Annotated in this window: 21 protein-coding genes and 5 tRNA genes; 12 read left to right on the top strand and 14 right to left on the bottom strand. The window is 71.1% G+C overall.

Annotation, left to right across the window (positions count from 1 at the left end; translation table 11 throughout):
• Positions 1–20 precede the first annotated feature (20 nt).
• The 3 genes from Pph01_RS29200 to dusB all read right to left on the bottom strand — a co-directional run bounded on the left by Pph01_RS29200 (position 21) and on the right by dusB (position 4,155).
• Positions 21–986, bottom strand: a complete 966-nt coding sequence (locus Pph01_RS29200; protein ID WP_204076371.1) for a TAXI family TRAP transporter solute-binding subunit — start codon at positions 984–986, stop codon at positions 21–23.
• Complete coding sequence (locus Pph01_RS29195) at positions 983–2,935, bottom strand: TRAP transporter permease (RefSeq protein WP_204076370.1); 1,953 nt, start codon at positions 2,933–2,935, stop codon at positions 983–985. Before Pph01_RS29195 ends, Pph01_RS29200 begins: the two co-directional genes overlap by 4 nt.
• Positions 2,936–3,042: 107 nt before the next feature.
• Positions 3,043–4,155: a tRNA dihydrouridine synthase DusB gene (dusB, locus tag Pph01_RS29190; protein WP_239117101.1), complete on the bottom strand. Its 1,113-nt coding sequence runs from the start codon at positions 4,153–4,155 to the stop codon at positions 3,043–3,045.
• 104 nt (positions 4,156–4,259) lie between these two features.
• Here dusB and Pph01_RS29185 point away from each other — a divergent pair, with 104 nt between their 5' ends.
• From Pph01_RS29185 to Pph01_RS29160, 6 genes are all read left to right on the top strand, one after another.
• Positions 4,260–4,922, top strand: coding sequence for an ACT domain-containing protein (locus tag Pph01_RS29185; protein WP_204076369.1), 663 nt, complete (start codon positions 4,260–4,262; stop codon positions 4,920–4,922).
• Positions 4,923–4,977: 55 nt separating this feature from the next.
• Positions 4,978–5,049, top strand: a tRNA-Gly gene (locus tag Pph01_RS29180).
• 34 nt (positions 5,050–5,083) lie between these two features.
• A tRNA-Cys gene (locus Pph01_RS29175) sits at positions 5,084–5,154 on the top strand.
• 14 nt (positions 5,155–5,168) lie between these two features.
• Positions 5,169–5,243, top strand: a tRNA-Val gene (locus tag Pph01_RS29170).
• Positions 5,244–5,388: 145 nt separating this feature from the next.
• Entirely contained in the window at positions 5,389–5,595 is a 207-nt protein-coding gene (locus Pph01_RS29165; protein WP_204076368.1) for a DUF5302 domain-containing protein, read from the top strand.
• Positions 5,596–5,717: 122 nt separating this feature from the next.
• Positions 5,718–6,410 carry a hypothetical protein gene (locus Pph01_RS29160; protein WP_204076367.1) on the top strand — a complete coding sequence of 231 codons (693 nt, stop codon included), beginning with the start codon at positions 5,718–5,720 and terminating at the stop codon, positions 6,408–6,410.
• Positions 6,411–6,419: 9 nt separating this feature from the next.
• Here the strand turns inward: Pph01_RS29160 and pgeF are convergent, their stop codons facing one another.
• Entirely contained in the window at positions 6,420–7,106 is a 687-nt protein-coding gene (gene pgeF / locus Pph01_RS29155; RefSeq protein WP_204076480.1) for a peptidoglycan editing factor PgeF, read from the bottom strand.
• 151 nt (positions 7,107–7,257) lie between these two features.
• On the opposite strand from pgeF, the gene Pph01_RS29150 reads away from it, so the two are divergent.
• On the top strand, positions 7,258–8,301 hold the full coding sequence (locus Pph01_RS29150; protein WP_204076366.1) for a zinc-dependent alcohol dehydrogenase family protein: 1,044 nt from the start codon (positions 7,258–7,260) through the stop codon (positions 8,299–8,301).
• Here the strand turns inward: Pph01_RS29150 and glgA are convergent.
• Positions 8,273–9,469, bottom strand: a complete 1,197-nt coding sequence (gene glgA / locus Pph01_RS29145) for a glycogen synthase (protein WP_204076365.1) — start codon at positions 9,467–9,469, stop codon at positions 8,273–8,275. The genes Pph01_RS29150 and glgA overlap by 29 nt on opposite strands.
• Before the next feature lie 98 nt (positions 9,470–9,567).
• Between glgA and glgC the strand changes: the two genes are divergently transcribed.
• Positions 9,568–10,794: a glucose-1-phosphate adenylyltransferase gene (glgC, locus tag Pph01_RS29140; RefSeq protein WP_204076364.1), complete on the top strand. Its 1,227-nt coding sequence runs from the start codon at positions 9,568–9,570 to the stop codon at positions 10,792–10,794.
• Positions 10,795–10,810: 16 nt separating this feature from the next.
• On the opposite strand, the gene Pph01_RS29135 is transcribed toward glgC, so the two are convergent.
• The gene (locus Pph01_RS29135; RefSeq protein ID WP_204076363.1) at positions 10,811–11,401 is read right to left on the bottom strand and encodes an Rv1733c family protein; all 591 of its coding nucleotides are present in this window, start codon (positions 11,399–11,401) and stop codon (positions 10,811–10,813) included.
• Between the two features lie 441 nt (positions 11,402–11,842).
• Here Pph01_RS29135 and Pph01_RS29130 point away from each other — a divergent pair, with 441 nt between their 5' ends.
• On the top strand, positions 11,843–12,934 hold the full coding sequence (locus tag Pph01_RS29130) for a DUF5685 family protein (RefSeq protein ID WP_204076362.1): 1,092 nt from the start codon (positions 11,843–11,845) through the stop codon (positions 12,932–12,934).
• Between the two features lie 32 nt (positions 12,935–12,966).
• Entirely contained in the window at positions 12,967–14,532 is a 1,566-nt protein-coding gene (locus Pph01_RS29125; RefSeq protein ID WP_204076361.1) for a hypothetical protein, read from the top strand.
• Here Pph01_RS29125 and Pph01_RS29120 read toward each other — a convergent pair.
• The 7 genes from Pph01_RS29120 to Pph01_RS29090 all read right to left on the bottom strand — a co-directional run bounded on the left by Pph01_RS29120 (position 14,527) and on the right by Pph01_RS29090 (position 23,748).
• Positions 14,527–15,588: a mechanosensitive ion channel family protein gene (locus Pph01_RS29120; RefSeq protein ID WP_204076360.1), complete on the bottom strand. Its 1,062-nt coding sequence runs from the start codon at positions 15,586–15,588 to the stop codon at positions 14,527–14,529. The genes Pph01_RS29125 and Pph01_RS29120 overlap by 6 nt on opposite strands.
• 97 nt (positions 15,589–15,685) lie before the next feature.
• A complete protein-coding gene (locus Pph01_RS29115; RefSeq protein ID WP_204076359.1) occupies positions 15,686–16,645 on the bottom strand; it encodes a Bug family tripartite tricarboxylate transporter substrate binding protein in 960 nt (319 codons plus the stop codon).
• Positions 16,646–16,771: 126 nt separating this feature from the next.
• Positions 16,772–18,589: a glutamine--fructose-6-phosphate transaminase (isomerizing) gene (gene glmS / locus Pph01_RS29110; RefSeq protein WP_204076358.1), complete on the bottom strand. Its 1,818-nt coding sequence runs from the start codon at positions 18,587–18,589 to the stop codon at positions 16,772–16,774.
• Between the two features lie 8 nt (positions 18,590–18,597).
• Positions 18,598–18,873: a hypothetical protein gene (locus tag Pph01_RS29105; RefSeq protein ID WP_204076357.1), complete on the bottom strand. Its 276-nt coding sequence runs from the start codon at positions 18,871–18,873 to the stop codon at positions 18,598–18,600.
• Between the two features lie 173 nt (positions 18,874–19,046).
• The gene (locus Pph01_RS29100; protein WP_204076356.1) at positions 19,047–19,610 is read right to left on the bottom strand and encodes a DJ-1/PfpI family protein; all 564 of its coding nucleotides are present in this window, start codon (positions 19,608–19,610) and stop codon (positions 19,047–19,049) included.
• A 76-nt stretch (positions 19,611–19,686) separates the two neighbouring features.
• Positions 19,687–20,232, bottom strand: a complete 546-nt coding sequence (locus tag Pph01_RS29095; RefSeq protein ID WP_204076355.1) for an XdhC family protein — start codon at positions 20,230–20,232, stop codon at positions 19,687–19,689.
• 105 nt (positions 20,233–20,337) lie between these two features.
• Positions 20,338–23,748, bottom strand: a complete 3,411-nt coding sequence (locus Pph01_RS29090; RefSeq protein WP_204076354.1) for a phosphodiester glycosidase family protein — start codon at positions 23,746–23,748, stop codon at positions 20,338–20,340.
• 186 nt (positions 23,749–23,934) lie between these two features.
• On the opposite strand from Pph01_RS29090, the gene Pph01_RS29085 reads away from it, so the two are divergent.
• A tRNA-Gly gene (locus Pph01_RS29085) sits at positions 23,935–24,006 on the top strand.
• A 26-nt stretch (positions 24,007–24,032) separates the two neighbouring features.
• Positions 24,033–24,104 (top strand) — tRNA-Val (locus Pph01_RS29080).
• Between the two features lie 60 nt (positions 24,105–24,164).
• Here the strand turns inward: Pph01_RS29080 and Pph01_RS29075 are convergent.
• On the bottom strand, positions 24,165–24,602 hold the full coding sequence (locus Pph01_RS29075; RefSeq protein WP_204076353.1) for a hypothetical protein: 438 nt from the start codon (positions 24,600–24,602) through the stop codon (positions 24,165–24,167).
• Positions 24,603–24,696 lie beyond the last annotated feature (94 nt).

Raw genomic sequence — 24,696 nt, 5'->3', positions numbered from 1 at the left:
GGCCCGGCGGGGCGCAGACCTCAGCCGAAGTACTTCTTCGCGCCGTCGTGGAGCGGGACCGGGTCGGTCTTCGGCGCGGCGTCCCGGGTGATGTCCTCGGCGGCGGCGTGCACCTTCTCCAGGTCCGCCTTGTGGTCGAACAGCAGCCGGGTGAGGCTCTCCGCCAGGGCCGGGTCCATCGACTCGTTCACCACGAGGAGATTGGGGACGACGATGGTCGGCACGTCGGACGGCGTGCCGTAGACCGCCTTGGGGATCGTCCCTGCGGCGTAGACCTCGCCGTGGGCGCCGCGCATGGCCGCGAGTGAGCCGTCCAGCGGCACGAACGACACGTCGTCCCCCATGCCGGCCACCAGGTCGGTGATGCCGGAGGTGGGCAGGCCCCCCGACCACACCAGCGCGTCCAGCGTGCCGTCCTTGAGCCCCTGCACGGTCTCGGGCAGCGACAGGGCCTGGCGGGTGACGTCCTTGTCGGGGTCGAGCCCGGCGGCGGCGAGCAGCCGGAGCGCGATCACCTCCGTGCCGGAGTTCGGCGAGCCGGTGGAGACCCGCTTGCCCTTCAGGTCGGCGACCGACTTCACACCGGCGTCCGTCCTGGCGAGCACGTGGGTGTAGTTGTCGTAGAGGCGGGCGATCGCCCGGATCGGCTGCGGGGCGGTGAAGGAGCCCTTCCCGGCGATCGCGTCGGCGGCCGTGTCCGCGAGCGTGAACGCGATGTCGGACTGCCCCTTGGCCACGCGCTGGATGTTCTCCACCGAGGCGCCGGTCGCCTCCGCCGTCGCCTGGTAGCCGGGGAGGTGCCTGCCGATCTGCTCGGCCAACCCTCCGCCCAGCACGTAGTAGACCCCGGTCGTGTTGCCGGTGGCGATCGACAGCCGCGTGCCGCCCCCGCTCCGCGAGCCGGACCGGTCGCCGCCGCAGCCGGCCAGCAGCGCGGCCGCCGCGACCAGCGCGACGAGGGACCTGATGCCTTTCGTGGACCTCACGAGGACGCCTCCCTGTTTCTCAGGACGTTTCTCCGGACCAGATGGACGACGAGCGCCAGGACCGCGACGCCGAGCCCGGCGAGCACGGGCGTGCGGGACAGCACGAGGAGCAGCACGGCGGCCACCGCGCACAACGACCGCTCGACGGGGCCGGCCGGGCCCAGCATCCAGCCGCCGGTGGCGACCGCCAGCGCCGCCACCGCGAGCGCGGACACGGCCGCCGCGAGGAGGACCTCCCCGGCCGGCGCCTGGGCGAGCAGCGCGGAGCCCGACGGCGCGAGCACGAACGCGAACGGCACGAGGAACGCCGGGAGGGTGTACTTCCAGGTGGCCAGCATCGTCCGGTGGGCGTTCCCGCCGGTGATCGCGGACGCGGCGAACGCCGACAGCGCCGTGGGCGGGCTGACCTCGGAGAGCACGGCGTAATAGAAGATGAACATGTAGGCCTCGGGCCGCTCGACGCCCAGGTCGAGCAGCGCGGGGGCGATGATGACGGCCGCGATCACGAAGGACGCGGTGACCGGCACGGCCAGTCCGAGCAGCAGGACGGCGAGCGCGCACGCGACGGCCGTGATCGCGAGCACCCCGCCGGACAGGCCGACGATCACGGAACTGGCCTTCAGCCCGAGGCCCGTGAGCGTGACCACGGCGACGATGGTCCCGGCGGCGGCGCAGGTGACGGCGACCGGCAGGACGCCGGTGGTGCCCTCCGCGAGCGCCCGGGCGGCGCGGCGCGGCGTCAGCCGGCGTTCCCGGTCCAGGAAGGACAGCAGAAACGCGAGGACCGTGGCGTAGACGACCGCGCGGAACGGCGACTGCCCGAGGGCCATCAGCACGACGATCACGAACAGCGAGCTGAAGTGGTACACGAAGCGCTTGACCAGCTCCCCTGCCCGGGGGCCGTCCACCCCCACGCTCTCGGTGCCGTACCTGCGCGAGTCCATCTCGATCGCGAGGAAGATGCCGAGGTAGTACAGGACCGTCGGGATGGTGGCGTAGACGAGCACGGTCAGATAGCTGACGCGCAGGTACTCGGCGATGATGAACGCCGCCGCGCCGAGCGTGGGCGGCGACAGGATCGCGCCGATGCCCGCGGCGGCGAGCACTCCCCCGGCCTGCTCGCGCGGGTAGCCCGCCCGCTTGAGTATCGGCCAGGCGACGCTGCCTACGCTGACGGTCGTCGCCACCCCCGACCCGCTCACGGTGCCGAGCAGGAACCCGGCGAGCGTGACCGTGCGGCCGGGAGCCGAGCGTGAGCGGCGGAAGGCCGCGAAGGAGACGTCGACGAAGAACTTCCCCGCGCCGGAGTGGTCGAGCACGGCCCCGTAGATCGTGAACAGGATGATGTAGGTGGCGGCCACGTCGAGCGGCACGCCGTACACGCCTTCGGTGCCCATCACGAACGAGGCGACGATCCGCTCCAGGTCGTAGCCCCGGTGCCCGATCGCCCAGTCCATCGGCAGGTAGCCGCCGTAGTAGGCGTACGCCAGGAACCCGAGGCACACCGCGGGCAGGATCCAGCCCACCGTGCGGCGGCAGGCCTCCAGGACCAGCAGCGTCAGCAGGGTCCCCGCGATCACGTCGCCCGCCGTCGGGGCGAAGGCACGCCGGATGAAGTCGTCGAAGACGACGAGCGGGTACGCGCACACCGCCAGCGACAGCGCCGCGAGTGCCCAGTCGAGGACCGAGGGGGTGTCGCCACCGCTCCGCCTGGGCTTGTAGCAGACGAAGGTCAGCGGCAGCACCACCGCGAGGAAGACCATCCGGTACGGCAGGACGGGCCCCGGCCGGAACGTCCAGTACAACGCGTAGAGCGACAACCCCAGCGCGACGATCGTCACCGCCGCCGCCACGCGTCCCGGCAGGCGCCTGCCCGGCCGTTCGGCGTCGAGTTCGGCGATCAGGCTCTCGGCCGAGGCCTGCGCCGTCCCCTGCTCTGTCCCGGTCAAGCGTCTCGTCCCTCGCGTGAGGTAGTCCGACGAACCTTGACCGAACGCTACGCCGGAGGCTGACTCCCGCGAGTCATGATCTGATCACAGTCTCATTACGTGACCGGTCAGCCACCGGACGTGGGGTCCTCCGCGCCGGCGCCCGGGACGGCCATGTCCTCGGGATCGTCCAGCCAGCCGTGGGGCAGCATGACCTTCGCCCGTTCCCCGCTCTTGCCCCGCGGGCCGTCGACCAGGTCGGGCCACGGCTGGTCCGGGTCCAGTTCGGCGACCCTGGCCTCGAACTCGGCCAGCGTGGCGACGGAGGTGAGCGCGCGGCGGGTCTCCGCGCCGATCGTGAAGCCCTTCAGATACCAGCCCACGTGCTTGCGGAAGTCGACCAGCCCGTGCCGTTCGCCGCCCAGAACCTCGCACAGCAGCTCGGCGTGGCGGAACATCATGGCGCCGACCTCCCCCAGGGAGGGCCGCGCACGCTCGGGCGAGCCCTCGAAGGCCCGGTCGAGATCGCGGAACAGCCAGGGACGGCCCAGACAGCCGCGTCCGACGACCACCCCGTCGCAGCCGGTCTCCGCGACCATGCGCAGCGCGTCGTCCGCGTTCCAGATGTCGCCGTTGCCGAGGACGGGCACCTCCGGCACCGCCTCCTTGAGGCGTCTGATCGCGTCCCAGTCGGCGAACCCCCCGTAGTGCTGCTTCGCCGTACGGGCGTGCAGGGCCACGGCGGCCACGCCCTCCTCCACGGCGATCCGGGCGGCCTCCAGGTAGGTGAGGTGGTCGTCGTCGATGCCCTTGCGCATCTTCATCGTCACCGGCAGGGATCCCGCGTTCTCGACCGCGGCCCTGATGATCGCCCGCAGCAGGTTCCGCTTGTACGGCAGGGCCGCCCCGCCTCCGCGCCTGGTCACCTTGGGCACCGGGCAGCCGAAGTTCAGGTCGATGTGGTCGGCGAGACCCTCCTGCGCGATCATCCGGGCAGCACTGCCGATGACGGCCGGGTCGACCCCGTAGAGCTGGATGCTGCGCGGCGACTCCTCGTCGCCGAAGCGGATCATCTCGAAAGTGGTGGGTATCCGCTCCACGAGGGCCCGCGAGGTGATCATCTCGGAGACGAAGACACCGCCGCCCTGCTCCCGGCAAAGTCTGCGGAAACCTCTGTTGGTGATGCCCGCCATTGGCGCGAGCACGACAGGGGGCCACACCTCGAACGTCCCGATTTTCACTTCTTCATTTTCGCCCGAGCCGGGGCGTGAGCAGTACAAGATCGTGGACGTGGGACTTTTGCCCCGGTTACGCTGGGCCTGACAACGGTCGGGGGAGGTCACCCATGCTGCTGCGGCTGAGAATCGGCCTGCCGGACCGCCCTGGATCGCTCGGCCAGGTCACCCGGGCGCTGGGCACGGTCGGCGCCGACATCACCCAGGTCGTCGTGCTGGACAGGGGCGACGGCCGCGCTCTGGACGACTTCACGGTCTACTGGCCGGACTCGGTCCCGCGGGAACAACTCATGCACGCACTGGAGAGCGTCGCGGACGTGCGGATCGACGGGGTCTGGACGACGCGGGAGGCTCCCGGGACCTATCCGGAGCTGGAGATCCTCAAGTTCCTCACGACGGCGGGCGACCGCGCGCTCGCCACCCTGATCGACTCCATGCCGGTGCTCTTCAGCGCCGACTGGGCCGCGGCCGCCACGGAGCGGAGCCCGCGCTCGATCGTCTACTCCAGTTGGCGGGCGCCGTCGGACATCGCCTTCCCCGCCGAGATCCCGGCGCGCCCGGCCGCGGCGACACTCCCGGAGGGGATCCACGTCATCACGGCCCCGCTGCCCCCGCTGGCGCTGTCCCTGGTCCTGGCGCGGACCGAGGGGCCCGCGTTCCACCGCACCGAAGTCCATCGGCTCACCCGGATCCTGGAGATCTTCCTGATGCTGCCCGCGATCGAGCGCGGCACCGAGCGGGCACTGCGGAGGACGTCGGCCGAGCGACTATGAGTACGCACCCGCCGCGAAAACCCGATACAGTTACGTCGTCGCCGTGAGGCGTCACGCGGAAGTGGCTCAGTGGTAGAGCATCACCTTGCCAAGGTGAGGGTCGCGGGTTCGAATCCCGTCTTCCGCTCCGAGAGGTCTTTTAAATTGCGGGGGCCTCGCTCGGTGGAGTGGCCGAGAGGCGAGGCAGCGGCCTGCAAAGCCGCGTACACGGGTTCAAATCCCGTCTCCACCTCTGATGTGAACGAAGGGCGATTAGCTCAGCGGGAGAGCGCTTCCCTGACACGGAAGAGGTCACTGGTTCAATCCCAGTATCGCCCACCACCAGCGTCATCACCGGTGCGTCTGACAACCTCCTGACAGGGCACCCCCGCCTGACGTCCGGCGGCGGACGGGTGGCGATAGAGTGATCTCACACCGCCGGGTTCACCTGTTCCGCGCGGTGGTCCCATCCCAGCAGGAGGTCCTCATGGCTGCCACCGAACCGGAACCCGGATCCGAGCCCGAAGCTTCTGAGGACGATATGAAGCGGAAGTTCCGGGAGGCCCTGGAACGTAAGCGGCGCGCCCACGACGAGGCCAACTCGGGCGGCCAGGGCAAGGGTTCCGCGAAGATCCACGGAGCGCAGGGCCCGGCCGCGAGCCGGCGATCCTTCCGCCGCAAGAGCGGCGGCTGATCTCCCACTCCCACGGGCGTCCAGCCCTCCTCCGATGCCGCCTCGGGCGGGGTCCTTCTCAACGGCCCCGCCTGAGCGCACACTGGAAGGGACATGATGGGCGATTCTGGTGGGAGTAGCTCATGCACGGTCAGATGCCCCAAGCAATGCCGTTGCTGTCCCGCGGCAAGCATCGCAACCCGAGTAAGGGCGCGTGTTTCATGGAACTCGCGTCGTATCTCGCGGGCGAGCGGTGGAGCGACCACCCGTCGTGCACCCATCCGCTGCTCGCGGGGCTCGCTCGGCTGGTCAACGATCACACCTCGGACGCCGCCCGGCCACATCTCGCCGAGCTCATCCCGTCCGTCATCGGGCTGACCGGCGACGATCTGCGGATCGACGCGCAGATCGCCCTGCGCGCCGCGACCACGGCGCTGCCGGTCGTCGCGCACGAACGGCAGCTGGCCATGGCGGTCTCGATCCTGTCGGCCGAGCACGTCCTCGCCGAACTGGACGGCCGGCCGGCCGGAAGCCTCAGCGACGCCAGCCGTGAGGCGCTCGAGCAGGTACCCGACGCCATGCGGTGGGCTCTCGCCTTCAGACGGGGCGTCCGCATCTCGGCCAAGGGGTTCCGCCGCTACGCCGCGCCGAACACCGTTCAGCTGGCTGTCAGGGGAATCGCCCAGGCCTGTGTCCAGGACCCGAACCCGTTGCTGCGGGACCTGCTGGCCAAGGCGATCGAGGACTGCAGGGCTCTCACGGGCGCACCCGCGCAGACCGAGGCGGCGTTCGAGACGGTCCGCTGGGGAGAGGCCTGCCGCATCACCGCCCGCTGAGCGGCTCGCTCAGGCGCCGAGCCACACGTATCCGGCGAACCGGCCCGTCCGCTGTTCCCGCCTGTAGGAGTAGAGGTCGGCCGTCTCGATCGTGCAGCGGTCGTCATGGCGGACGTCGGCGACTCCGGCACGCGCCAGCTGCGCGGCGATCCCGGCCCTGATGTCCAGCGCCGGCGTGTCCCAACTGGTGGTCGACCACGTCTCGGGGACCTGACCGGCGACCCGCTCCCGCAGATCCGCGGGCACCTCGTAACACCGGCCGCAGGCGCACGGCCCGATGGCGGCCGTCATCCGGGCGGGGTCGCCGCCCCGCGCGGTCATGGCCTCGACCAGGGCGGTGACCACCCCGGCCTCGGTTCCCGGCCGCCCCGAGTGCGCGGCCCCCACCAGGCCCGCGGCGGGATCGGCCACGAGCACGGGCGCGCAGTCGGCCACGAGGACGGCCAAGGCGAGCGCGGGCCGGTCCGTCAGGACGGCGTCGAGTGCGGGCGGCTCCGTACCGAACGGCTCGTCTACGTAGGCCACGTCGGCGCTGTGCACCTGCCGCATGAACACGACCTGCTCGACGCCGAACTCGGCCGCGGTCTTGGCCCGGTTCTCCGCCACCGCCGCCGGGGCGTCGCCCACCGCCCCGCCGAGGTTGCGCGAGCCGTACGGCTGCGCGCTCACGCCGCCGTGCCGGTCGGTGAAGGCCATGCGGACCCGCTCGATCGCAATCACCGGACCAGCGTACTCAGCGCGGGACGGCCCGGCCGCCCCGCCATGAGGACCAGGCGCGTACGGCAGGGCATGATTTGTCGGGCGCGACCTGGCGGACAGGACGTGATGGAGCGGGCGAGGAGAACCGATGCGCGCGGTGGTGTACGAGGGGTTCGGCGAAGATCCCGAGGTGCGGGAGGTCCCCGAGCCCGTCGCGTCCCCGGAGGGCGCGGTCATCAGGGTCGAGGCGACCGGGCTGTGCCGCAGCGACTGGCACGGCTGGATGGGCCACGACGACGACATCAGGGCGTTCCCCCACGTGCCGGGCCACGAGCTGTCCGGAGTCGTGGAGTCGGTCGGCGCGGGCGTGACGGGCGCGCGGCCGGGCGACCGGGTGCTCGCCCCCTTCATCGGCGCGTGCGGCCGCTGCCCTCAGTGCGCGGCGGGCGACCAGCAGGTCTGCGAGCGCCAGACCCAGCCGGGATTCACGCACTGGGGGTCCTTCGCGGAGAAGGTCGCGATCGACTACGCCGACGTCAATCTCGTCCGCCTCCCCGACGACATGTCGTTCGCGACCGCGGCGAGCCTCGGCTGCAGGTTCGCCACGGCCTTCCGCGCGGTGGTCGCCCAGGGCAGGACCCGGCCCGGCGAGTGGGTGGCCGTGCACGGGTGCGGCGGCGTCGGGTTGTCGGCGGTGATGATCGCGGCGGCGATGGGCGCCAGGGTCGTGGCCGTCGACGTCTCCCCCGGCGCACTCGACCTGGCGCGACGGTTCGGCGCGGCCGAGTGCCTGCGAACCGAACCCGGCGAGAACCCCGCGGCCCGCGTGCGCGAGGTGACGGGCGGGGGCGCGCACGTCTCCGTCGACGCCCTGGGCAGCCCGGCGACGTGCGCGGCGTCGATCGAGAGCCTGCGCCGTCGTGGCCGCCACGTCCAGGTGGGCCTGCTCCCCGACGGAGCGGAGCTGCCGATGGGCCGGGTGATCGCGCACGAACTGGAGATCCTGGGCAGCCACGGCATGGCCGCCCACGCCTACCCCCCGATGCTGGAGATGATCACAGCGGGGGTGCTCCGCCCGGATCTCCTGGTGACGCGGACGATCGGGCTCGGCGAGGTGCCCGCCGCGATGAAGGCGCTGCCTCAGGCCGGAGGCGCCGCCGGGATCACGATGATCGATCCCCGGCTGCCGTGACGCTCGTGTAGAGATCCAGCGTGCGCTCGGCGATCCGGCCCCAGGAGAAGTGGTCGACGGCCCGCCTCCGCCCGGCCTTGCCCATCGTCGCGGCCAGTTCGCGGTCGCCGAGAAGCTCGTTGACCCGCTCGGCGATCGCGGCGGCGAAGGCGCCGGGATCGTGCGGCTCGCCGTCGGCGCCCTGGTCGATCGGCACGAGCAGACCGGTGGAGCCGTCGGCGACCACCTCGGGGATGCCGCCGGTGGCCGTCGCCACGACGGCGGTCTCGCAGGCCATGGCCTCCAGATTGACGATGCCCATCGGCTCGTAGACCGAGGGGCACACGAAGACCGTCGCGTGCGTGAGGATCTGGATCACCTCGGGCCTGGGCAACATCTCGCGGATCCAGACGACGCCGTCGCGGGCCGCGGAGAGCTCCCGGACCAGCCCGCTCACCTCCTCGGCGATCTCCGGGGTGTCGGGCGCCCCCGCGCAGAGGACCAGCTGGGCGGCCGGGTCGAACGACCGGGCCGCGTGCAGCAGGTGCACGAGGCCCTTCTGCCGGGTGATGCGCCCGACGAACACGACGTAGGGCCGGTCCGGGTCGACGCCGTGCCGCGTGAGCGCCTCCGTGCCGGGGTCGGGGGCGTACTGGCCGGTGTCGATGCCGTTGTGGATCACGGTCACCCGGTCGGCCGGGATCTCGGGGTAGGCCGTCAGCACGTCGCGCCGCATGCCCTCGGACACCGCGATGACCGCGTCCGCGCTCGCGAGGGCGGTGCGCTCCGCCCACGACGACAACGTGTAGCCCCCTCCGAGCTGCTCGGCCTTCCAGGGCCGCAGGGGCTCCAGGCTGTGGGTGGTGACCACGTGGGGCGTGCCGTACAACATCTTGGCGACGTGCCCGGCAAAGTTGGCGTACCAGGTGTGGCTGTGCACGAGGGTGGCGCCCTCGCAGCCGGCGGCCATCTCCAGGTCGACGCCGAGCACCTGGAGGGCGGCGTTGGCGGTCTCCAGGCCGCCGGGCACCCGGTAGGCGCTGACGCCGGACTCCTCGCGGGGCGCCCCGAAGCACCGGACGCGCACGTCGGCCAGTCTCCGCAGCTCCCGCGCCAGATACTCGACATGGACCCCGGCCCCGCCGTACACGTCCGGGGGGTACTCGCGGCTGAGCAGATCGACACGCATAGCAGGAGCTTAGGTCGTGTCCGATGGATCACGCTTCCCTGCACCTTGTCGTATCACCCGGGTGTTTGTCAGAGCTTTGGGGGGTTAGGGTCCTCCCTATGAAGGTCCTGGCGATCGTGCTCGCAGGTGGCGAAGGAAAGCGGCTGATGCCCCTGACCGCGGACCGGGCCAAGCCCGCCGTTCCGTTCGGAGGGATCTACCGGCTGATCGACTTCGTGTTGTCGAACCTGGCCAACGCCCACTACCTGCAGATCGTGGTGCTCACGCAGTACAAGAACCACAGCCTGGACCGGCACATCTCCCGCACCTGGCGGTTGTCGTCGATGCTGGGCAACTACGTCACGCCCGTCCCCGCCCAGCAGCGGCTCGGCCCGCACTGGTTCTCCGGGTCGGCCGACGCACTGTTCCAGAACCTCAACCTCATCTACGACGAGCTCCCGGACCATGTGATCGTGTTCGGCGCCGACCACATCTACCGGATGGACCCGCGGCAGATGGTCGACCAGCACATCGACTCCGGGGCCGACGTCACCGTCGCGGCGATCCGGCAGCCTCTCGACCTGGCCGACCAGTTCGGCGTCATCGAGACCGACCCGTCGGGCCGCCGGATCGTGGCCTTCAGGGAGAAGCCGAAGGACGCGGTGGGCCTGGCCGACGCGCCCGACCAGATCTTCGCCTCGATGGGCAACTACGTCTTCAAGACCCAGGCGCTGATCGAGGCGCTGCGCGAGGACGCACTCGACCCGAGCAGCCGGCACGACCTCGGCGGCAACATCATCCCGATGTTCGTCAAGGGCGGCGGCGCCGAGGTGTACGACTTCGCCCACAACGTCGTCCCCGGCTCGACCGAGCGGGACCGCGGCTACTGGCGCGACGTGGGGACCCTGGACGCCTACTACGAAGCCAACATGGACCTCATCTCGGTGCACCCGGTGTTCAACCTCTACAACGACCGCTGGCCCATCTACACCGGCAACGATCCGCTGCCTCCCGCCAAGTTCGTGCACAACGAGGGGGACCGGATCGGTCACGCGCTGGAGTCGATCGTCTCCCCCGGTGTGATCGTCTCCGGCGGCACGGCCCTGCGCTCGATCCTGTCGCCGGGCGTGGTGCTGCACTCTCACTCGCAGGTCGAGGACTCGGTGCTGATGGGGTGCGTGAAGGTCGGCCGGGGCGCGGTGGTCCGGCGGGCGATCATCGACAAGAACGTGGTCATCCCCGACGGCGCCAGGATCGGCTTCGACCTCGACTACGACCGCAAACGCTTCGCCGTCACCCGCAGCGGCGTCGTGGTGATCGGGAAGAACGAGATCATCGAGCGCTGATCCGCGAGCGCCTGCGTCAGCGGCCGTTGATCCGCCATGTCGGCTCGACGACCGTCCACTGCGCCTCCCACGCGCGCCGGGCACGCCGCTGGTTCACCGAGCGGGTCACGACGACCACCATCGCCAGGAACGCCGCGGTGGTCAGCGGCACTCCGGTTCCCACCGTCAGCGCGGCGACGATCGTGGTCTCCCTGTCCTGGGGCCGCTGGGCGATGGCGCCGCTGTCGTCGATCCAGACCTGCACCACGTCGCCCGCGGATTTGGTGGGGCTGACGTCGATCACACCTGTCCGAGGGGTGCCGTCGGGCGCCTTCCAGGTCGCCTGGGCGTGGCCCACGGCGGCTCCGGCAGCCGACAGGCGCGGCGCGAGCACGTTCTCGGTCAGGGTGGCGCTCACCAGGTGCCGGACGCGGGCCTGATCGGCCTCGGCCTTCAGGCCGGCGCCGTACTCCCGGACGCCGAGAACCACGCCGGCCACGATGGCGATCATGGCGCCCAGCACGGCGACAAGCCGGACTACCGCTTCGACCCGGTCACACCGGCGCCGAAGCGGATTCCTGTCCAGTCCGAGCCATCTGGCGAACCTGGCGAATGGATTCTGTGACATCACACACCTCACAGGGTCATTACCACTGCGAGTCCCGTTTATGCCTATTTTGCCGCCCAAGAGAATCGAGGGGAACTCCCCTCCCCGAATACCTCGCGTCCACCGGCCATTTCGCGCCCGCGACGGGCTCGCCGACCGCCGGGTGATCGCGTCCGCGCGGCCCGGGAGAAGCCTGGACGGCCCCACCGGCGTGGGCCGTGCGCCGCGAGTTACCCCTTTTATCCCTAAGTGACGGAATTTGCGGAATATGAGCAGCGAAGCGTAATCGGAGGTGGGGCCGGGAAAGCCCGCTCACCCGAGAGCCTGGGCCAAGGCCGGAGCCTCTCTGCAATACGCGCCTTTCGATAGCCCGATCCCCGAGGCAACGCTCCCTACCGAAAGCCATCGCCGGATGTCACAATGTCGACGAATCGGGGATGATCATCACGGGGAGCGCCGGAAATGTTCGGGATCATACGGCCATGCGTAGATCATTCCTGCGGAACCGTCCTCACGGCCTGGCGGGCCCATCTGTGCGGGCTGTGCCTCACCCTGCGTGACCGCCACGGCCCGTTCGCCAGGATGGCCACCAACTACGACGGGCTCATCCTGTCCGTCCTGGCCGAGGCGCAGGACTCCCGGCCGACGGCGCGCCGGACGGCCGGCCCCTGCCCCCTGCGCGGCTTCCGCACCGCCGACGTGATCTCCTCGGGCGATCAGGGCGCGCGACTGGCCGCCGTCGTGTCGCTCGCCCTGGCCGCGGGGAAGATCCGCGACCACGCGGCCGATGGAGACGGGGTGGCCGCCCGACGGATCTCCGGTGCCCCACTGCGCCACGCCGCCGTCTCCTGGTCCGCGGCCGCCGATCGGGACGCCGCGCCGCTCGGGTTCGACACGGCCGTGCTGACCGAGGCCGTCGAGCGGCAGGCGGCCCTGGAGGCCGCTCCCGCGTCGTCCCTCCTCCACATCACCGAACCCACGGAGACGGCCGTGGCGGCCGCGTTCGCCCATACGGCGGTGCTGGCGGGAGAGCCCCGCAACGCCGAGAGCCTCCGTGAGGCCGGGCGCCTGTTCGGCCGGATCGCGCACATCATCGACGCCGTCGAGGACCTCGACGAGGATCGGTCCCGCGGGCGTTACAACCCCCTCGCGGCCACCGGCACGTCGCTCGCCGAGGCCAGGCACCTGTGCGACGAGGCCGCCATCGGGCTCGGCCTGGCCGTACGGGACCTGGAGTTGCGGGAGCGGCATCTCGTCGAGGCGCTGCTGGTGGACGAGACCCGCAGGGCCGTCCGGCGGGGGTTCGCCGAGCGTGTGCGTCCCCCGGGGCCGGCGAGGAAGGCCGTCGCGGGGCTCTTCACCCTCGTGACCTGCGGGCTCTACCGGCCGGAGTGGAGCAGCGAACGCGACAGCCCCGCCTCCGACCGCTGCCTCCTCACCGAATGCGACTGTTCCGGGTGCTCCGACTGCGGCGACTGTTGCGACTGCTCCACGTGCTCCGACTGCTGTGACTGCAACTGTTGCGACTGCTGCAGCTGCGACTGCGGCTCATGACTCGGTGGTGGGAATGCCGGTATGGTCCAACCGTGGGAAGATCACGGCCCTTCTGGCGCCTCAACGCGGCTGAGCGGAGGATCTGGGAGGCCTACCCCACCGGGACCCCCGTCGACCTCCGCGACGGGAAGAACGACGATCCCGGCGAAGGACGCACCTGGGGCCGCGGGCGTGAGGTCCGCGCGGAGGTACTCGCCGCCCTGCTGCTCGGCATCAGCGAGAACCAGCCGGGGCGGGTGCCGGGCATCCGCCTGGCGGGAGCGCGCATCGTCGGCGACCTGAACCTCTCCGACGCCGTCGTCACCTCCCGGCTGCACCTTCTGGACTGCTACATCCCGGGCATCGTCTCCCTCAACGACGCACGCACTCAGGGTGTCCGCCTGCGCGGGTGCCACATCGGCCGGTTACGGGCCGGACGGGCCACGATCGACGGCCTGCTCGACCTCGACGGATCCACGATCGAGAACGGCGTACGTCTCGACAACACCCACGTCACCGGCCAGTTCCGCATGTCCCGCGCCGTCGTCGGATCCCCGTCCGGCCCGTCGAAGGGCGGCGGAACGGACGACCTTCGCGGCTGGAGCCAGCCGTACAACGAGGGCAGGGCCTCGGAGCCGGTCACGCAGGTGGCGGTGGCGGTCTGGGCGGGGGGCCTGACCGTGGAGGGCGGCGCGTTCATGCGCGGCCTGCGGACCGTCGGCGGGCTGCGGTTCATCGGCGCGCGCTTCAACAGCGGCCTCTACCTGGAGGGCGCGGTGCTGTCGGGCACCGACGGCCACGCCGTGTTCGCCGACCACATGCAGGCCACGGCGGCGGAGTTGAGCCAGGGCTTCACCGCCACAGGGACGGTCCGGCTGCGCGGCGCCCGGATCTCCGGCGTGCTGTCCTTCGACGGAGCGGTACTCAAGGCGCAGGGGCGGGTCCTGCACCTGAGCCACATGCAGGTCGACGAGCTGATCCTGCTGCCGGCCTCCATCGAAGGGGGGATCAACCTCGGCTACTCCCGTGTCGGCGTGCTGTTCGACCGCCCGGACTGTTATCCGGGGGACGTCCACCTCAACGGCACTACCTACGAGTCGTTGCGCGGCCCCGCCGTCCTGGCCGACCGGCTGCCGTGGCTCCACCGCGACCCCGACGGCTACCGGCCGCAGCCGTACGAGCAGCTCGCCACGTACTACCGCAGGATCGGGCACGAGTCCGAGGCCCGGCGGGTCCTGCTCGCCAAGCAGCGGGCACGGCGGCGGACGCTCAAGCTCCCCGGACGCGTGTGGGGGCGGCTGCTGGACATCGTCGTGGGGTACGGCTACCGCCCCTGGCTGGCGGGCCTGTGGGTCACCCTGCTCCTCGCCGCCGGCACCTCGGTCTTCTCCCACTGGAGACCCCACCAGATCGGGCTCGACGAGTCGCGGAGCTTCAACGCGTTCACCTACACGATCGACCTGCTCGCGCCCGTCAGCGTGTTCGAGCAGCGCGGCGCGTGGGAGCCGGTGGGCTGGACCCAGTGGCTGGCCAACTGCCTGATCGTGGCGGGGTGGATCCTGGCCACGGCGCTCATCGCGGGCGGCACCCGGGTGCTGCGCCCCTCGAACACGTCATGACCCGTCGATCGGCTCGACCCGCAGCCGCGGGATCGCCTCCGGATACTTCTCCCTGACGAACGTCACCAGTTGCTCGCGGACGTCGCACCGCAGATCCCACGCACTGGCCGAGTCGGCGGCGCTCATCAGCGCGCGCAGCTCGACCAGCCCCTCCGGCGTGACGTCGGTGACCTGGAGGGTCCAGTCCTTCTGGTCCCAGAGCGGGTTGTCGCGCAACACCCGGTAGAGCTCGGTGCGCAGCTCCTCGATCGGCACCGACCAGTCCACCCTCAGGTAGACGCTCCCCAGGATCCGGCTCTCGTGGCGGGTCCAGTTCTCGAACGGGTTGCTGGTGAAGTAGGACACCGGGAGGATCAGCCGCCGCTCGTCCCACAGCCGCAGCGACACGTAGGTGAGCGTCAGCTCCTCGATCCGGCCCCACTCGTTCTCGACCACCACGACGTCGTCGAGGCGGATCGCGTCGCTGAAGGCGAGCTGCAGACCGGCCAGCATGTTGCCGAGGATGGACTGCGCAGCGATGCCGGCCACCACGCCCGCGATGCCGGCCGAGGCCAGCAGCCCGGCCCCGAGCGCCCGCACCTCGGGGAAGGTGAACAACATCGCGCCGAGCGCGACGATCACGACGACCGCGGCGGAGATCCGCCGGACCAGGGTGATCTGCGTGCGGATCCGCCTCGCGCGGCGGTTGCGGTCGCCCTGGACGTGCAGGAGGCGGTCGAGGACCACGTCCGTCACCGCGTACGCCGCCTGGATCACCAGCCAGGTCACACAGGTGATGAGCAGGAGCGTGAACGCGTGCCGGAGGAGGCCGTCCGCCCGTGGGGCGATCATGTCCGGCGTGTACACGGCGTTGGCGGCCGCGACGACGGCGGAGGCGAACCCGGGCCAGGTGCAGCGTCTGACGACCGGGCCGGCGAGCGACCAGCGATCGCCCACGAGGCGGGACTTCAGCACCCGCCGGACGAGTTCGACGGCGATGATCGCGACGACGACGGCACCGGTCAGAGTGCCCCAGTTCCACGCGGCCGACAGGACGGCGCCCCCACTCGTCGTCATCGTCCGCCCTTTGCCCTTCCACGGTGAGGAGGAAACACACACCAGTGACGAATACTGCCAGATGGGCTGACGTGGTCGAACGCCCGGATTACGACGGTCAGAGCAGACCGAGATCGCCGAGGAGCTTGTCGGTGCGGCCCGTCTCGGCCTCGAGCCACTGGCGGAAGTCGTCGCCGGCCAGCAACATCGGCGTCCACCCGTTGCGCGAGCAGGCCTGGGCCCACGCGCCCGACTCCCCGACCGCCTGGCAGAGGGCCAGCAGCGCGTCCCGCTGGGGCTGGCCCAGCCTCCGGGAGGCGAGCAGACCCCACCAGTTCGCGTAGATCAGGCGCACGCCCGACTCGATCAGCGTCGGCGCGTCCACGCCCTCGAGACGCGCGGACGCGGAGACGGCGAGTGGGCGCAGCCGTCCCGCTCTGATGTGGGCGGCCACGTCCCGGTGGCCGCCGAACCCGAGGGCGACCCTGCCGTCGACGACCGCGTCCACCGCCTGCGCGCCGTTGGGGAACGAGGCGTAGTCGAGCAGCCGGGTGTCGGCCCCCAGGCCCTGGGCCGTCAGGCCGTACAGCAGGTGGTCGGGGCCGCCCGTCGCCCCGCCGGCCACCTTGGGCCCGGCGGGGTCGCGCAGGAGTGCGGCGGCGAAGTCGTCGAAGGTCCTGAACCGCGAGGCGGGCGAGGCCACCAGGACCTCCCACTGCCCCGCGAGCCGGGCCAGCGGCCAGGTGCTGCCCGCGATGGGCGCCGCCCGGTCCATCGCGGCGACGGCGACCAGCGCCGGGTCGGCGACCATCAGGTCGCCCTGACGGCCCGCCGCCACGAATCGGGCGATGGCGAGCGTCCCGCCACCGCCCGGCCGCGTGCTGACGCCGACCTTGTGCGCCCACCGGCGATGCTCGATGAGCGCCTTCATCACACGGGCGAACGCCGCGTTCTGCCCTCCGGAGGGACCGGGGACGACGAAGGCGATCTCGCGCTGGACCGGCGGATCAGCCGTTCCGCACCCCGCCGCGAGAGCCAGCACCCCCGCCCCCAGCGCGAAGACCGATCGGCGTCGCACGTCGGCATCCTCCCCCCAAAGGAGCCTGCATACCGACAGCGTACGACTTATCACGCCATGTGACTACATTTCGGGCAGAGGTGCTCTCACGTCTCCGCCGTGACACCCCACGGCGAGTTTCGGCGCCTACTCCACGGTCACGCTCTTGGCCAGGTTGCGCGGCCGGTCGACGTCTCGCCCGAGGGCCACGGCCGCGTGGTAGGCGAAGATCTGGAGCGGGATCGTCAGCAGGATCGGGTCGAGCTCGGTCTCGTTCTTGGGGACCACGATGCAGTCGTCGGCGGCCTCGGCCGTCCGGTGGCCGACCATCAGGATGCGCCCCTGCCGGGCACGGATCTCGCCGAGCGTGGTGAGGTTCTTGTCGAGGAGTTCGTCGTCGGGGACGACCGCCACGGTCGGCAGCTCGGGACTGATGAGCGCGAGCGGGCCGTGCTTGAGCTCGCTCGCGGGGTAGGCCTCGGCGTGGACGTAGGAGATCTCCTTGAGCTTCTGGGCCCCCTCACGGGCGACCGGGTAGCCGCGGACCCGGCCGACGAACATCATCCCGGGCGCGTCGGCGTACTTCATCGCCAGCGTCCTGATGTGCTCCTCCTGGGTGAGGATCTCCTTGATCTGCTCGGGGAGCCGCCTGAGACCGTCGACGATCCGCCTGCCGTCGGCTGGGGAGAGGTCCCTGACCCGGCCCAGGTGCAGGGCGATCAGCGCGAACGCCACCGCCGTGGACGTGAACGCCTTGGTCGAGGCCACCGAGACCTCCGGCCCCGCGTGCAGGTAGACGCCGCCGTCGCACTCGCGGGCGATCGCGCTGCCCACGGTGTTGACGATCCCGAGCACCCTGCCGCCCTTGCGCTTCAGCTCCTGGACGGCGGCGAGCGTGTCGTAGGTCTCCCCCGACTGGCTGATCGCGATGTAGAGGGTGTCCGCCTCGACGACCGGGCTGCGGTAGCGGAACTCCGACGCGGGCTCCGCGTCGGCGGGGATGCGGGCGAGTTCCTCGATCAGCTGCGCGCCGATCTGACCGGAGTAGTACGCGGAACCACAACCGATGATCTTCACGCGGCGGAACGACCGGCTCTCGCGCGGGTCCATGTTGAGGCCGCCGAGGTGGGCGATGTGAAAACGGTCGTCGAGCCGGCCGCGCAGCGTGCGGGCCACCGTGTCGGGCTGCTCGGAGATCTCCTTGAGCAGGTAGTGCTCGTAGCCGCCGTTGTCGTAGTGGCCGGCCTCCCAGTCGACCGTGAACGGCTCCTTGGAGGTCTCGCGCGCGTCGCTCGTGAACGTGTTGAAGCCGTCGGCCTTCAGGACGGCCAGTTCGCCGTCCTCCAGGTGGACGACCTGGCGGGTGTAGCGGATCAGCGCGGCCACGTCGGAGGCGGCGAACATCTCCTTCTCGCCGATGCCGAGGACGATCGGGCTGCCGTTGCGGGCGACCACGATCTCACCCGGGCGGTGGGAGTCGACGACGGCGATGCCGTACGTGCCGACGACGCTCTTGAGCGCCCGGCGGACGGCCTCCTCGAGGGTGTCGGTCTCCTTGACGGTGCTGCCGATCAGGTGGGAGAGCACCTCGCTGTCGGTCTCGCTCTCGAAGACGACCCCGTCGGCCTCCAGGCGGCGGCGGAGCTCGTCGGCGTTCTCGATGATGCCGTTGTGGACGACCGCGATGCGCTGCTCCTGGTCGAGGTGCGGGTGCGCGTTGACGTCGCTCGGGACTCCGTGGGTGGCCCAGCGGGTGTGGCCGATGCCCGACCCGCCCTTGAACCGGGCGGGGACCGCCGCCGCCAGGTCGGCCACGCGGCCCTTGACCTTACGCGTCCGCAGGCTCTTGGAGTTGACGACGGCGAGGCCGGCGGAGTCGTATCCGCGGTATTCCAGGCGCTGGAGTCCTTCGAGCAGGATGGGCGCCGCGTCCTGCGATCCCACGTAAGCGACGATTCCGCACATATCCGCTCCTATCCGTAAACAATCCGACGGAGCTGGCGGAGAGACAGCTCCGGCGCCGCGACACGCCTTCCCGACAGTTCGACGGAGATCCTGGGGAAGATCTCGTCGTTGGTGAACCCCTTCGCCTGGAGCTCGCCGTGACGCCGCCGGACGAAGTCCTCGGCGGGCTCGCCGAAGTACGCCAGGACGTCGGCGACCACCCGTGCCGCCTCACCGGGGCCGAGCGGGGTCGTCCTGGTGAGATGACCGATCAGGTCCTCGAAGGGATGTCGTGCCGTGGACACAGAGCAGGACCTTAACGTAGCGCGGATGCCGACTATCAAGATTCCTGCCCGGATTCGGGCAGGATCAGTCGCTAAGTGGTGTCACGAGACACGAAAGAGCCCGCCACCAAAGGGCGGGCTCTTTGTAGATCGTACTGAACTGCGCGATACGTTCGGTTCCCAGGGGCCCGGTCTCAGGCTTCCGACCCGGAGGCGCGCAGGACCTTGAGGAACGCCCGCATCCACGCCGGATGGTCGGGCCAGGCGCGGCCGGTGACGAGGTTGTCGTCGACGTGCGCCTCGCTGTCGACCCATGTGCCGCCCGCCTGCTCGACATCGGGCGCGCAGGCCGGATACGCGCTGCTCACCCGCCCCTTGAGGACTCCCGCCGCCGCGAGCACGAGCGGGCCGTGGCAGAGGGCGGCGATCGGCTTCGAACGCTCCGCGAAGTGCCGGACGATCTCCTGGCAGGCCGCGTCGTTCCTGATGTACTCGGGCGCGCGCCCGCCCGGCACGACGAGTGCGTCGTAGTCTCCGGGCCGCACGTCGGCGAACGACACGTCGGCCGGCCACGCGTGGCCCGGCTTCTCCGTGTAGGTGTCGAAGCCGTCGACGAAGTCGTGCACCACGAACTGGAGCTTCTTCGCCGACGGCGCCGCGATGTCGACGTCGAACCCCTCTTCGAGCAGCCGCTGGTAGGGGTACATCACCTCGAGGTCCTCGGCGGCGTCACCGGTGATGATCAGCACTTTCGTCATGGGATCACCCTTTCTCGTGCGCTCTGCCTTCGATCCTGCGCACGAGCGGCCGATCGGGTCAACGCCGCGAGGCCCCTCAGAACGCGAAGCCGCCCGGCCGGCCGTTGCGGTCCGCGACCAGCCCGGCCAGCGTGGCGACGGCGATCTCCGGCGGCGTACGGGAACCGATGTTGAGCCCGATGGGCCGGTGGACCCGGGCGACCACCTCCGCCGGGACCCCCAGCTCGGCCAGCGCGACCTCGTGGGGCGCCGGATGGTACGGCTTGCCCATCACCCCGATCCACCGGCACTCGTGGGCGAGCAGGTCGCGGAGCACGGGCCCGAGGTCGGCCCGGTGGTGGTCGGTGACGACCACGTCGGCCGTGCCGTCCAGGCCGGCGGGCGGGCCGCTGGTCACCTCGAAGGCCGGCGCCTCCGCCCGCACCTTCTCGGCGAGATCGCGGTCGGGCTCGAGGAGGATGCCGCGATAGCCGAGATCCGCCCCGTACCGCAGCAGATAGCCCGCGACCGGGGACGCGAACACGGCCACAAGGGTGCGGTCGTCCTGCGGCGGCGCCGTCTCCCCGTGCGCCACCGCGCAGGCCGGGTCCGCCTCGTGCACATGGGTGTCCGAATGAGCCATGGCCCCAGTCTCGCACCGCGTCCACGGAAAGGGCCGGGCCCGGGACGTGTGCCCCGGGCCCGTGCTCAGTGATCCAGTGATCCAGTTTTGATCCAGTGATCCGCTTCAGTGCGACGCGGTCACGCTGACGGTCGCCGACTCCGACTCCGCGCCGGACGCGACGGTGATCGTGGCCTGCCCCGGCCGTACGGCCGTCAGCCTGCCGGAGGAGACGTCGAGGACGGCGACGACGCCGTGGCGCCGTCCCGCGGCCGGGACCTCGCGCGCCGATTCGACCACGGCGAGCGCGCGGTCCCCGCTCCAGGTCACGCTGGCCGGGTACCGCAGCGGGAACGTCAGCCCGAAGCCGGTCGTGGTGCCGGTGGCCGAGACGGCCGCAGTCGTGCCCGCGGCGAGCGTGCCGGGGACGGCGAGCGACACCTTGTCGAATACCGGGTTCACCCGCGCGGTCAGCCAGTCGCGGGAGTCCGGGCTCGGGAGGCCGCCCCGGATCCTGCCGGGCGTGGGGTCCACGCCGACCAGGTCCCAGCCGAAGAACCCGCCCTTGTCGGCCGAGCTGTACGGGGTCTTGCCGACCGCCGGGGTGGTGACCTCGAGTACGCCGTCCGCCCGGCCGGCGGCGGCGGTGTGGGCGTGGCCGGTGAACAGCGCGACCGGCTTGCCCGCGCTCTCGCGGAAGTCGGCCAGCCACTTCTCCACCAGGCCGGCCTCCATCTGGTCCGAGAACTGCGAGGCGCCCGCTCCGCTGGGGTCGTGCAGCGGATGGTGGAAGACGACCGCCACGGACTTCACCGAACGGTCCTTCGCCGCCTTCGCCAGCTCCTGCTGGAGCAGCGGCACCTGCGACCAGTCCGAGGCCCGCAACCCGCCCAGGGTGGTGTTGAGCAGGATGAAGCGGGTCCCCTTGTGGTCGAACACCTGGTTCGCCGGGCGTCCGGTCGCGAGGAAGTTGTCGAGCGTGCCCGTGGCCGTGGCACCCGACTCGTGGTTGCCCGGCGTCCAGTAGACCGGGACGCTCGCCGGCACGTTAGCCGTGAGGATCTGCTGCGCCAGCGCGAAGTCCGCCGGCGCATTGTTGTCCACGAAGTCGCCATTTATCACGATGAAGTCGGGCTTGGCTGCGACGGCCTGCTTCAGCGCCTCCCCGGCCTGCTGCGCGGCGAACGAGCCAGGACCCCCGGCACTGCCGACGTGCAGGTCCGACATGATCGCGAAGCGCCACCGCCGATCGGCGATGTCGGCCTGCTCCATGACGAAGGGATCGGGCTCTACGGCGGCGTCCACCGGCAGGTCCTGCCCGACCAGCGCGGTGAGCGCGTCGAACCTGAGCTGCCCGGCGTCCTTGGCCAGGTCGGACGTCTCGACGATGTAGACGTTGGTCAGCGTGATCGGCTCGGAGAAGCCGGAGGGCAGCGCGCCCTCGACCCACTTCCAGCCCGTCCAGTCCACGACGGAGGCGAAGGTGAAGGGCACGTTGGTCGTCCCCTGCGAGCGCAGCGTGGCCCGCAGCCAGTGCCTCCTGCCGTCGCCGTACACCCACAGGCCCAGCCGCTTGGTGCCGGCCGGCAGGGTGATCGGGGTGGGCTTGGCGACCGCGTACGCCGCGGAGGTGCCCGTGGTGCCGCGGAAGTCGTAGGTGAGCTGGACCGCCTGGTTGCCCGCGGGCGCGTCCGGCCGGTCCGCGGCGCTCACGGCCGACACCGACGCGGTGGCCTTGGCCGTCGAGACGCCCCAGCCCTCGTCGGCGCCGAACTCGGCCAGCGTCACGTGCTTGAGCCCGACCGCGACCGGCAGCCGCGCGACCCTGCCCTGGACGGTCGCCGTGATGGCGGTTCCCGTGCCGTCGGCGGCCGCGAGCCCGGTCACCTTCAGCGAGCCGTCATCCTGGGGTTCCACCTTGACCACGTCCGAGTCGTACGACAGGTCGGCGTCGCGCACGGCCACGGGCGCGTCGAAGCCGTCGGCGTCGAACCCGGTGATCCGGACGCTGCCGGAACCGCCCGCGTCCAGGGTCAGGCTCGGGACGCTGAACTTCACGGAGGCGAGGTCGCCCAGCACGCGGACGTCGGCGCCGCCGTGCGCCCGTCCTGCCTGGGCCGCCACGTCTCCCTCACCGGAGCGCTCGGCGTGCAGGACGCCGTCGCGCACCTTGCCGAGCCGCCCGGCGTCCCAGTGGACCTTGTCGCGCCCGAAGGCGACCGGAGCGTACGACTCGTCGTAGCCGGCGGCGGAGACGCCGAGGGTGAGGCCGGGGAAGACGCGGTCGGCGGCCGTGCGGACGTCGATGCCCTTCAGCGTGCCCGAGCCCTTCTTCGTGAAGAGGCCGACGCCGCTCGGGATCAGCCGCTCGCCGCCGTCCGAGGGCGTGTTGACCACGCTGACGCCCGCGTCGCCGGGAGTGCGCGCGACGATGTCGGAGGAGCCTCCCCCATCGAGCATGAAGGCCTCCTGCGCGCCGAGCCGTACGAGCAGCTTGGCCGTCTCGTCGAAGCTGAGGCCGGGAGAGAAGTTGGCGGAGCCGTCCACGGTCACGAGGAGAAGGCGGCGGCCTCCGTCGGTCCAGCCGATGGCGGTGCGCGGCTTGGGCGCGTCGTTGCCGGTGGACGGCGGGAAGTCGATCGGCTCGCCGTTCCTGACGAGGACCTCGCCGCTGCCCAGGGCGGTGCGCAACTTGGCCGGGGAGTCGGTTCGCAGGCCGACGTCCAGGCTCACAGGGTCGCCGGGCTTGGCCGTGGCCAGCCGGGCGGCGGCGCTGCCCTGGGCGACGACCACGAGGCCGCCGTCCGGCACCGGCGTCGTGGTGACCGTCTGGTTCACCGCGCTGACGGCGCCGCCTGTCACGACGAGCTCGACGAGCGAGCCGGAGTGCGGGATCAGCGTGCGCAGGCCGGGACCCCACTGCTCGGTGAAGACCGAGACCCCGTTCGGCGGGATCGAGGCGGTGTTCAGGGAGGCGACGGGCTGGGCGGTCCCGGCGACCGTGACAGTGCCCTCAAGCAGGGCGTTCGCCAGCCGGGCGACCCCGTCCTCACCGATCGCCGCGACCGTGCCGGACTGGGTGGTCGCCTTGCTCAGCTCGCCCCCGCGGACCTGGGGCCCGATGACGGCGTTGGTCTGGTTGATGTCGTAGTAGTCGCCGTTGACCGCGGCCACGGCGCCCTGGGCGTCGGCCGACTTGGACAGTGCCCGGGTCTCGGTCAGTTTGCCGCCCACCAGCCCGACGTCGACCCGGGAGTCCTTCAGGTCGGCGTCGAGCACGTGGGCCCGCATCCAGCCCGCCCGCCCGAACGTGTCGAACGACGTGAGCTCTATGCCGGGCGCGACCGTACGGCCGGTCCTGTCCGCCTCGACGGACTCCCCCGGCACCGCGATCTCGTAGCCGCTCCCGCTCCCCTGGCCGACCCCGCCGGCTCCGAGCTGGACCTGTGCCTTCCCCTCGGCGACTCCGGTGCCGCCGGCGAGCACGGGGACGCCGACCACCAGGGCGACGGCCAGTGCACGCGCGTATCTCCGCATCCCTACCTCCAAGCACGACCGCCTGAAGGTAGACAGGTGCGGCACCCGGTCAGAAGATCTCCCATGACGTCCCGATGACATCACGGGGAACATCATCATGTCCTCGGGACGGACGCGATGGCGCCGGGACGCCCGGGGATCCGCTAGAGTTGGCGAAGCGTCGCGAATGATTCATCTCGCGACAACGCGGAAGTGGCTCAGTGGTAGAGCATCACCTTGCCAAGGTGAGGGTCGCGGGTTCGAATCCCGTCTTCCGCTCGCAGAGTGCGTTAAGCACTGGGCACGGGCGATTAGCTCAGCGGGAGAGCGCTTCCCTGACACGGAAGAGGTCACTGGTTCAATCCCAGTATCGCCCACCGCAAGATCCGAAGGCCTCCGGGACGTCCCGGAGGCCTTCGGCGTATCCGGATCCGTGATCAGTCGTGGTCGAAGTACCAGCGCGTGCAGATGCCTCCGTCGACGCCGTCCTCCTTCGTCGCGGCGCAGGCGCGCATCCAGGCGCCGATGTTGTCCTGCTCGTTCGACGAGGACGCGCTGAACGGACCGCACGTGGTCCAGGTCGACCTGTCGTCGTAGGAGCGCTCGACCCAAACAAGGTCTCCCGGGCGGTACCCATCGGTGATGACCGCGCGGGACTCGTCGAAGATCCGCCCGTTGACCAGCCGGACGACGAGGGTCCGCGCGCCCTCGGCGGTCTCCACGGTCGTGACGGCGGTCCGGAGCTCCGAGCCGATGTCGAATCCGTTGAACGGCGTTCCGCACCCGGGTCCCGCGTGGGTCGGCGTCGCGATCACCAGGACCGTCGCGGCGACGCCTCCGGCCGCGGCGATTCCCAGGAGCCTTCCACGCTTCATGTGGTGCGTTACCTTCCTCAGTGCCGACTGCCGCGGGACACCGCTGGGGCCGGCCTCGGCGATCAGCCCCCCGGTGATCGGCCTCGCGGCTACC

Origin of the sequence: Planotetraspora phitsanulokensis (assembly GCF_016863295.1) — a bacterium.
Classification (GTDB): Bacteria; Actinomycetota; Actinomycetes; order Streptosporangiales; family Streptosporangiaceae; genus Planotetraspora; species Planotetraspora phitsanulokensis.
This window is presented reverse-complemented; position numbering and strand designations above follow the sequence as displayed.

What these genes read in the sequence shown, in the direction of transcription:
- glgA (WP_204076365.1), bottom strand. Translation starts at nt 9,469, where the DNA reads ATGCGTGTCGATCTGCTCAGCCGCGAGTACCCCCCGGACGTGTACGGC.
- Pph01_RS29090 (WP_204076354.1), bottom strand. Translation starts at nt 23,748, where the DNA reads ATGCGGAGATACGCGCGTGCACTGGCCGTCGCCCTGGTGGTCGGCGTC.
- pgeF (WP_204076480.1), bottom strand. Translation starts at nt 7,106, where the DNA reads ATGGCCTTCACCGACCGGCACGGCGGCGTGAGCGCGCAGCCGTACGGC.
- Pph01_RS29100 (WP_204076356.1), bottom strand. Translation starts at nt 19,610, where the DNA reads ATGACGAAAGTGCTGATCATCACCGGTGACGCCGCCGAGGACCTCGAG.
- Pph01_RS29185 (WP_204076369.1), top strand. Translation starts at nt 4,260, where the DNA reads ATGCTGCTGCGGCTGAGAATCGGCCTGCCGGACCGCCCTGGATCGCTC.
- Pph01_RS29160 (WP_204076367.1), top strand. Translation starts at nt 5,718, where the DNA reads ATGCACGGTCAGATGCCCCAAGCAATGCCGTTGCTGTCCCGCGGCAAG.
- Pph01_RS29135 (WP_204076363.1), bottom strand. Translation starts at nt 11,401, where the DNA reads ATGTCACAGAATCCATTCGCCAGGTTCGCCAGATGGCTCGGACTGGAC.
- glgC (WP_204076364.1), top strand. Translation starts at nt 9,568, where the DNA reads ATGAAGGTCCTGGCGATCGTGCTCGCAGGTGGCGAAGGAAAGCGGCTG.
- Pph01_RS29120 (WP_204076360.1), bottom strand. Translation starts at nt 15,588, where the DNA reads ATGACGACGAGTGGGGGCGCCGTCCTGTCGGCCGCGTGGAACTGGGGC.
- Pph01_RS29095 (WP_204076355.1), bottom strand. Translation starts at nt 20,232, where the DNA reads ATGGCTCATTCGGACACCCATGTGCACGAGGCGGACCCGGCCTGCGCG.
- Pph01_RS29075 (WP_204076353.1), bottom strand. Translation starts at nt 24,602, where the DNA reads ATGAAGCGTGGAAGGCTCCTGGGAATCGCCGCGGCCGGAGGCGTCGCC.
- glmS (WP_204076358.1), bottom strand. Translation starts at nt 18,589, where the DNA reads ATGTGCGGAATCGTCGCTTACGTGGGATCGCAGGACGCGGCGCCCATC.
- Pph01_RS29165 (WP_204076368.1), top strand. Translation starts at nt 5,389, where the DNA reads ATGGCTGCCACCGAACCGGAACCCGGATCCGAGCCCGAAGCTTCTGAG.
- Pph01_RS29150 (WP_204076366.1), top strand. Translation starts at nt 7,258, where the DNA reads ATGCGCGCGGTGGTGTACGAGGGGTTCGGCGAAGATCCCGAGGTGCGG.
- Pph01_RS29130 (WP_204076362.1), top strand. Translation starts at nt 11,843, where the DNA reads ATGTTCGGGATCATACGGCCATGCGTAGATCATTCCTGCGGAACCGTC.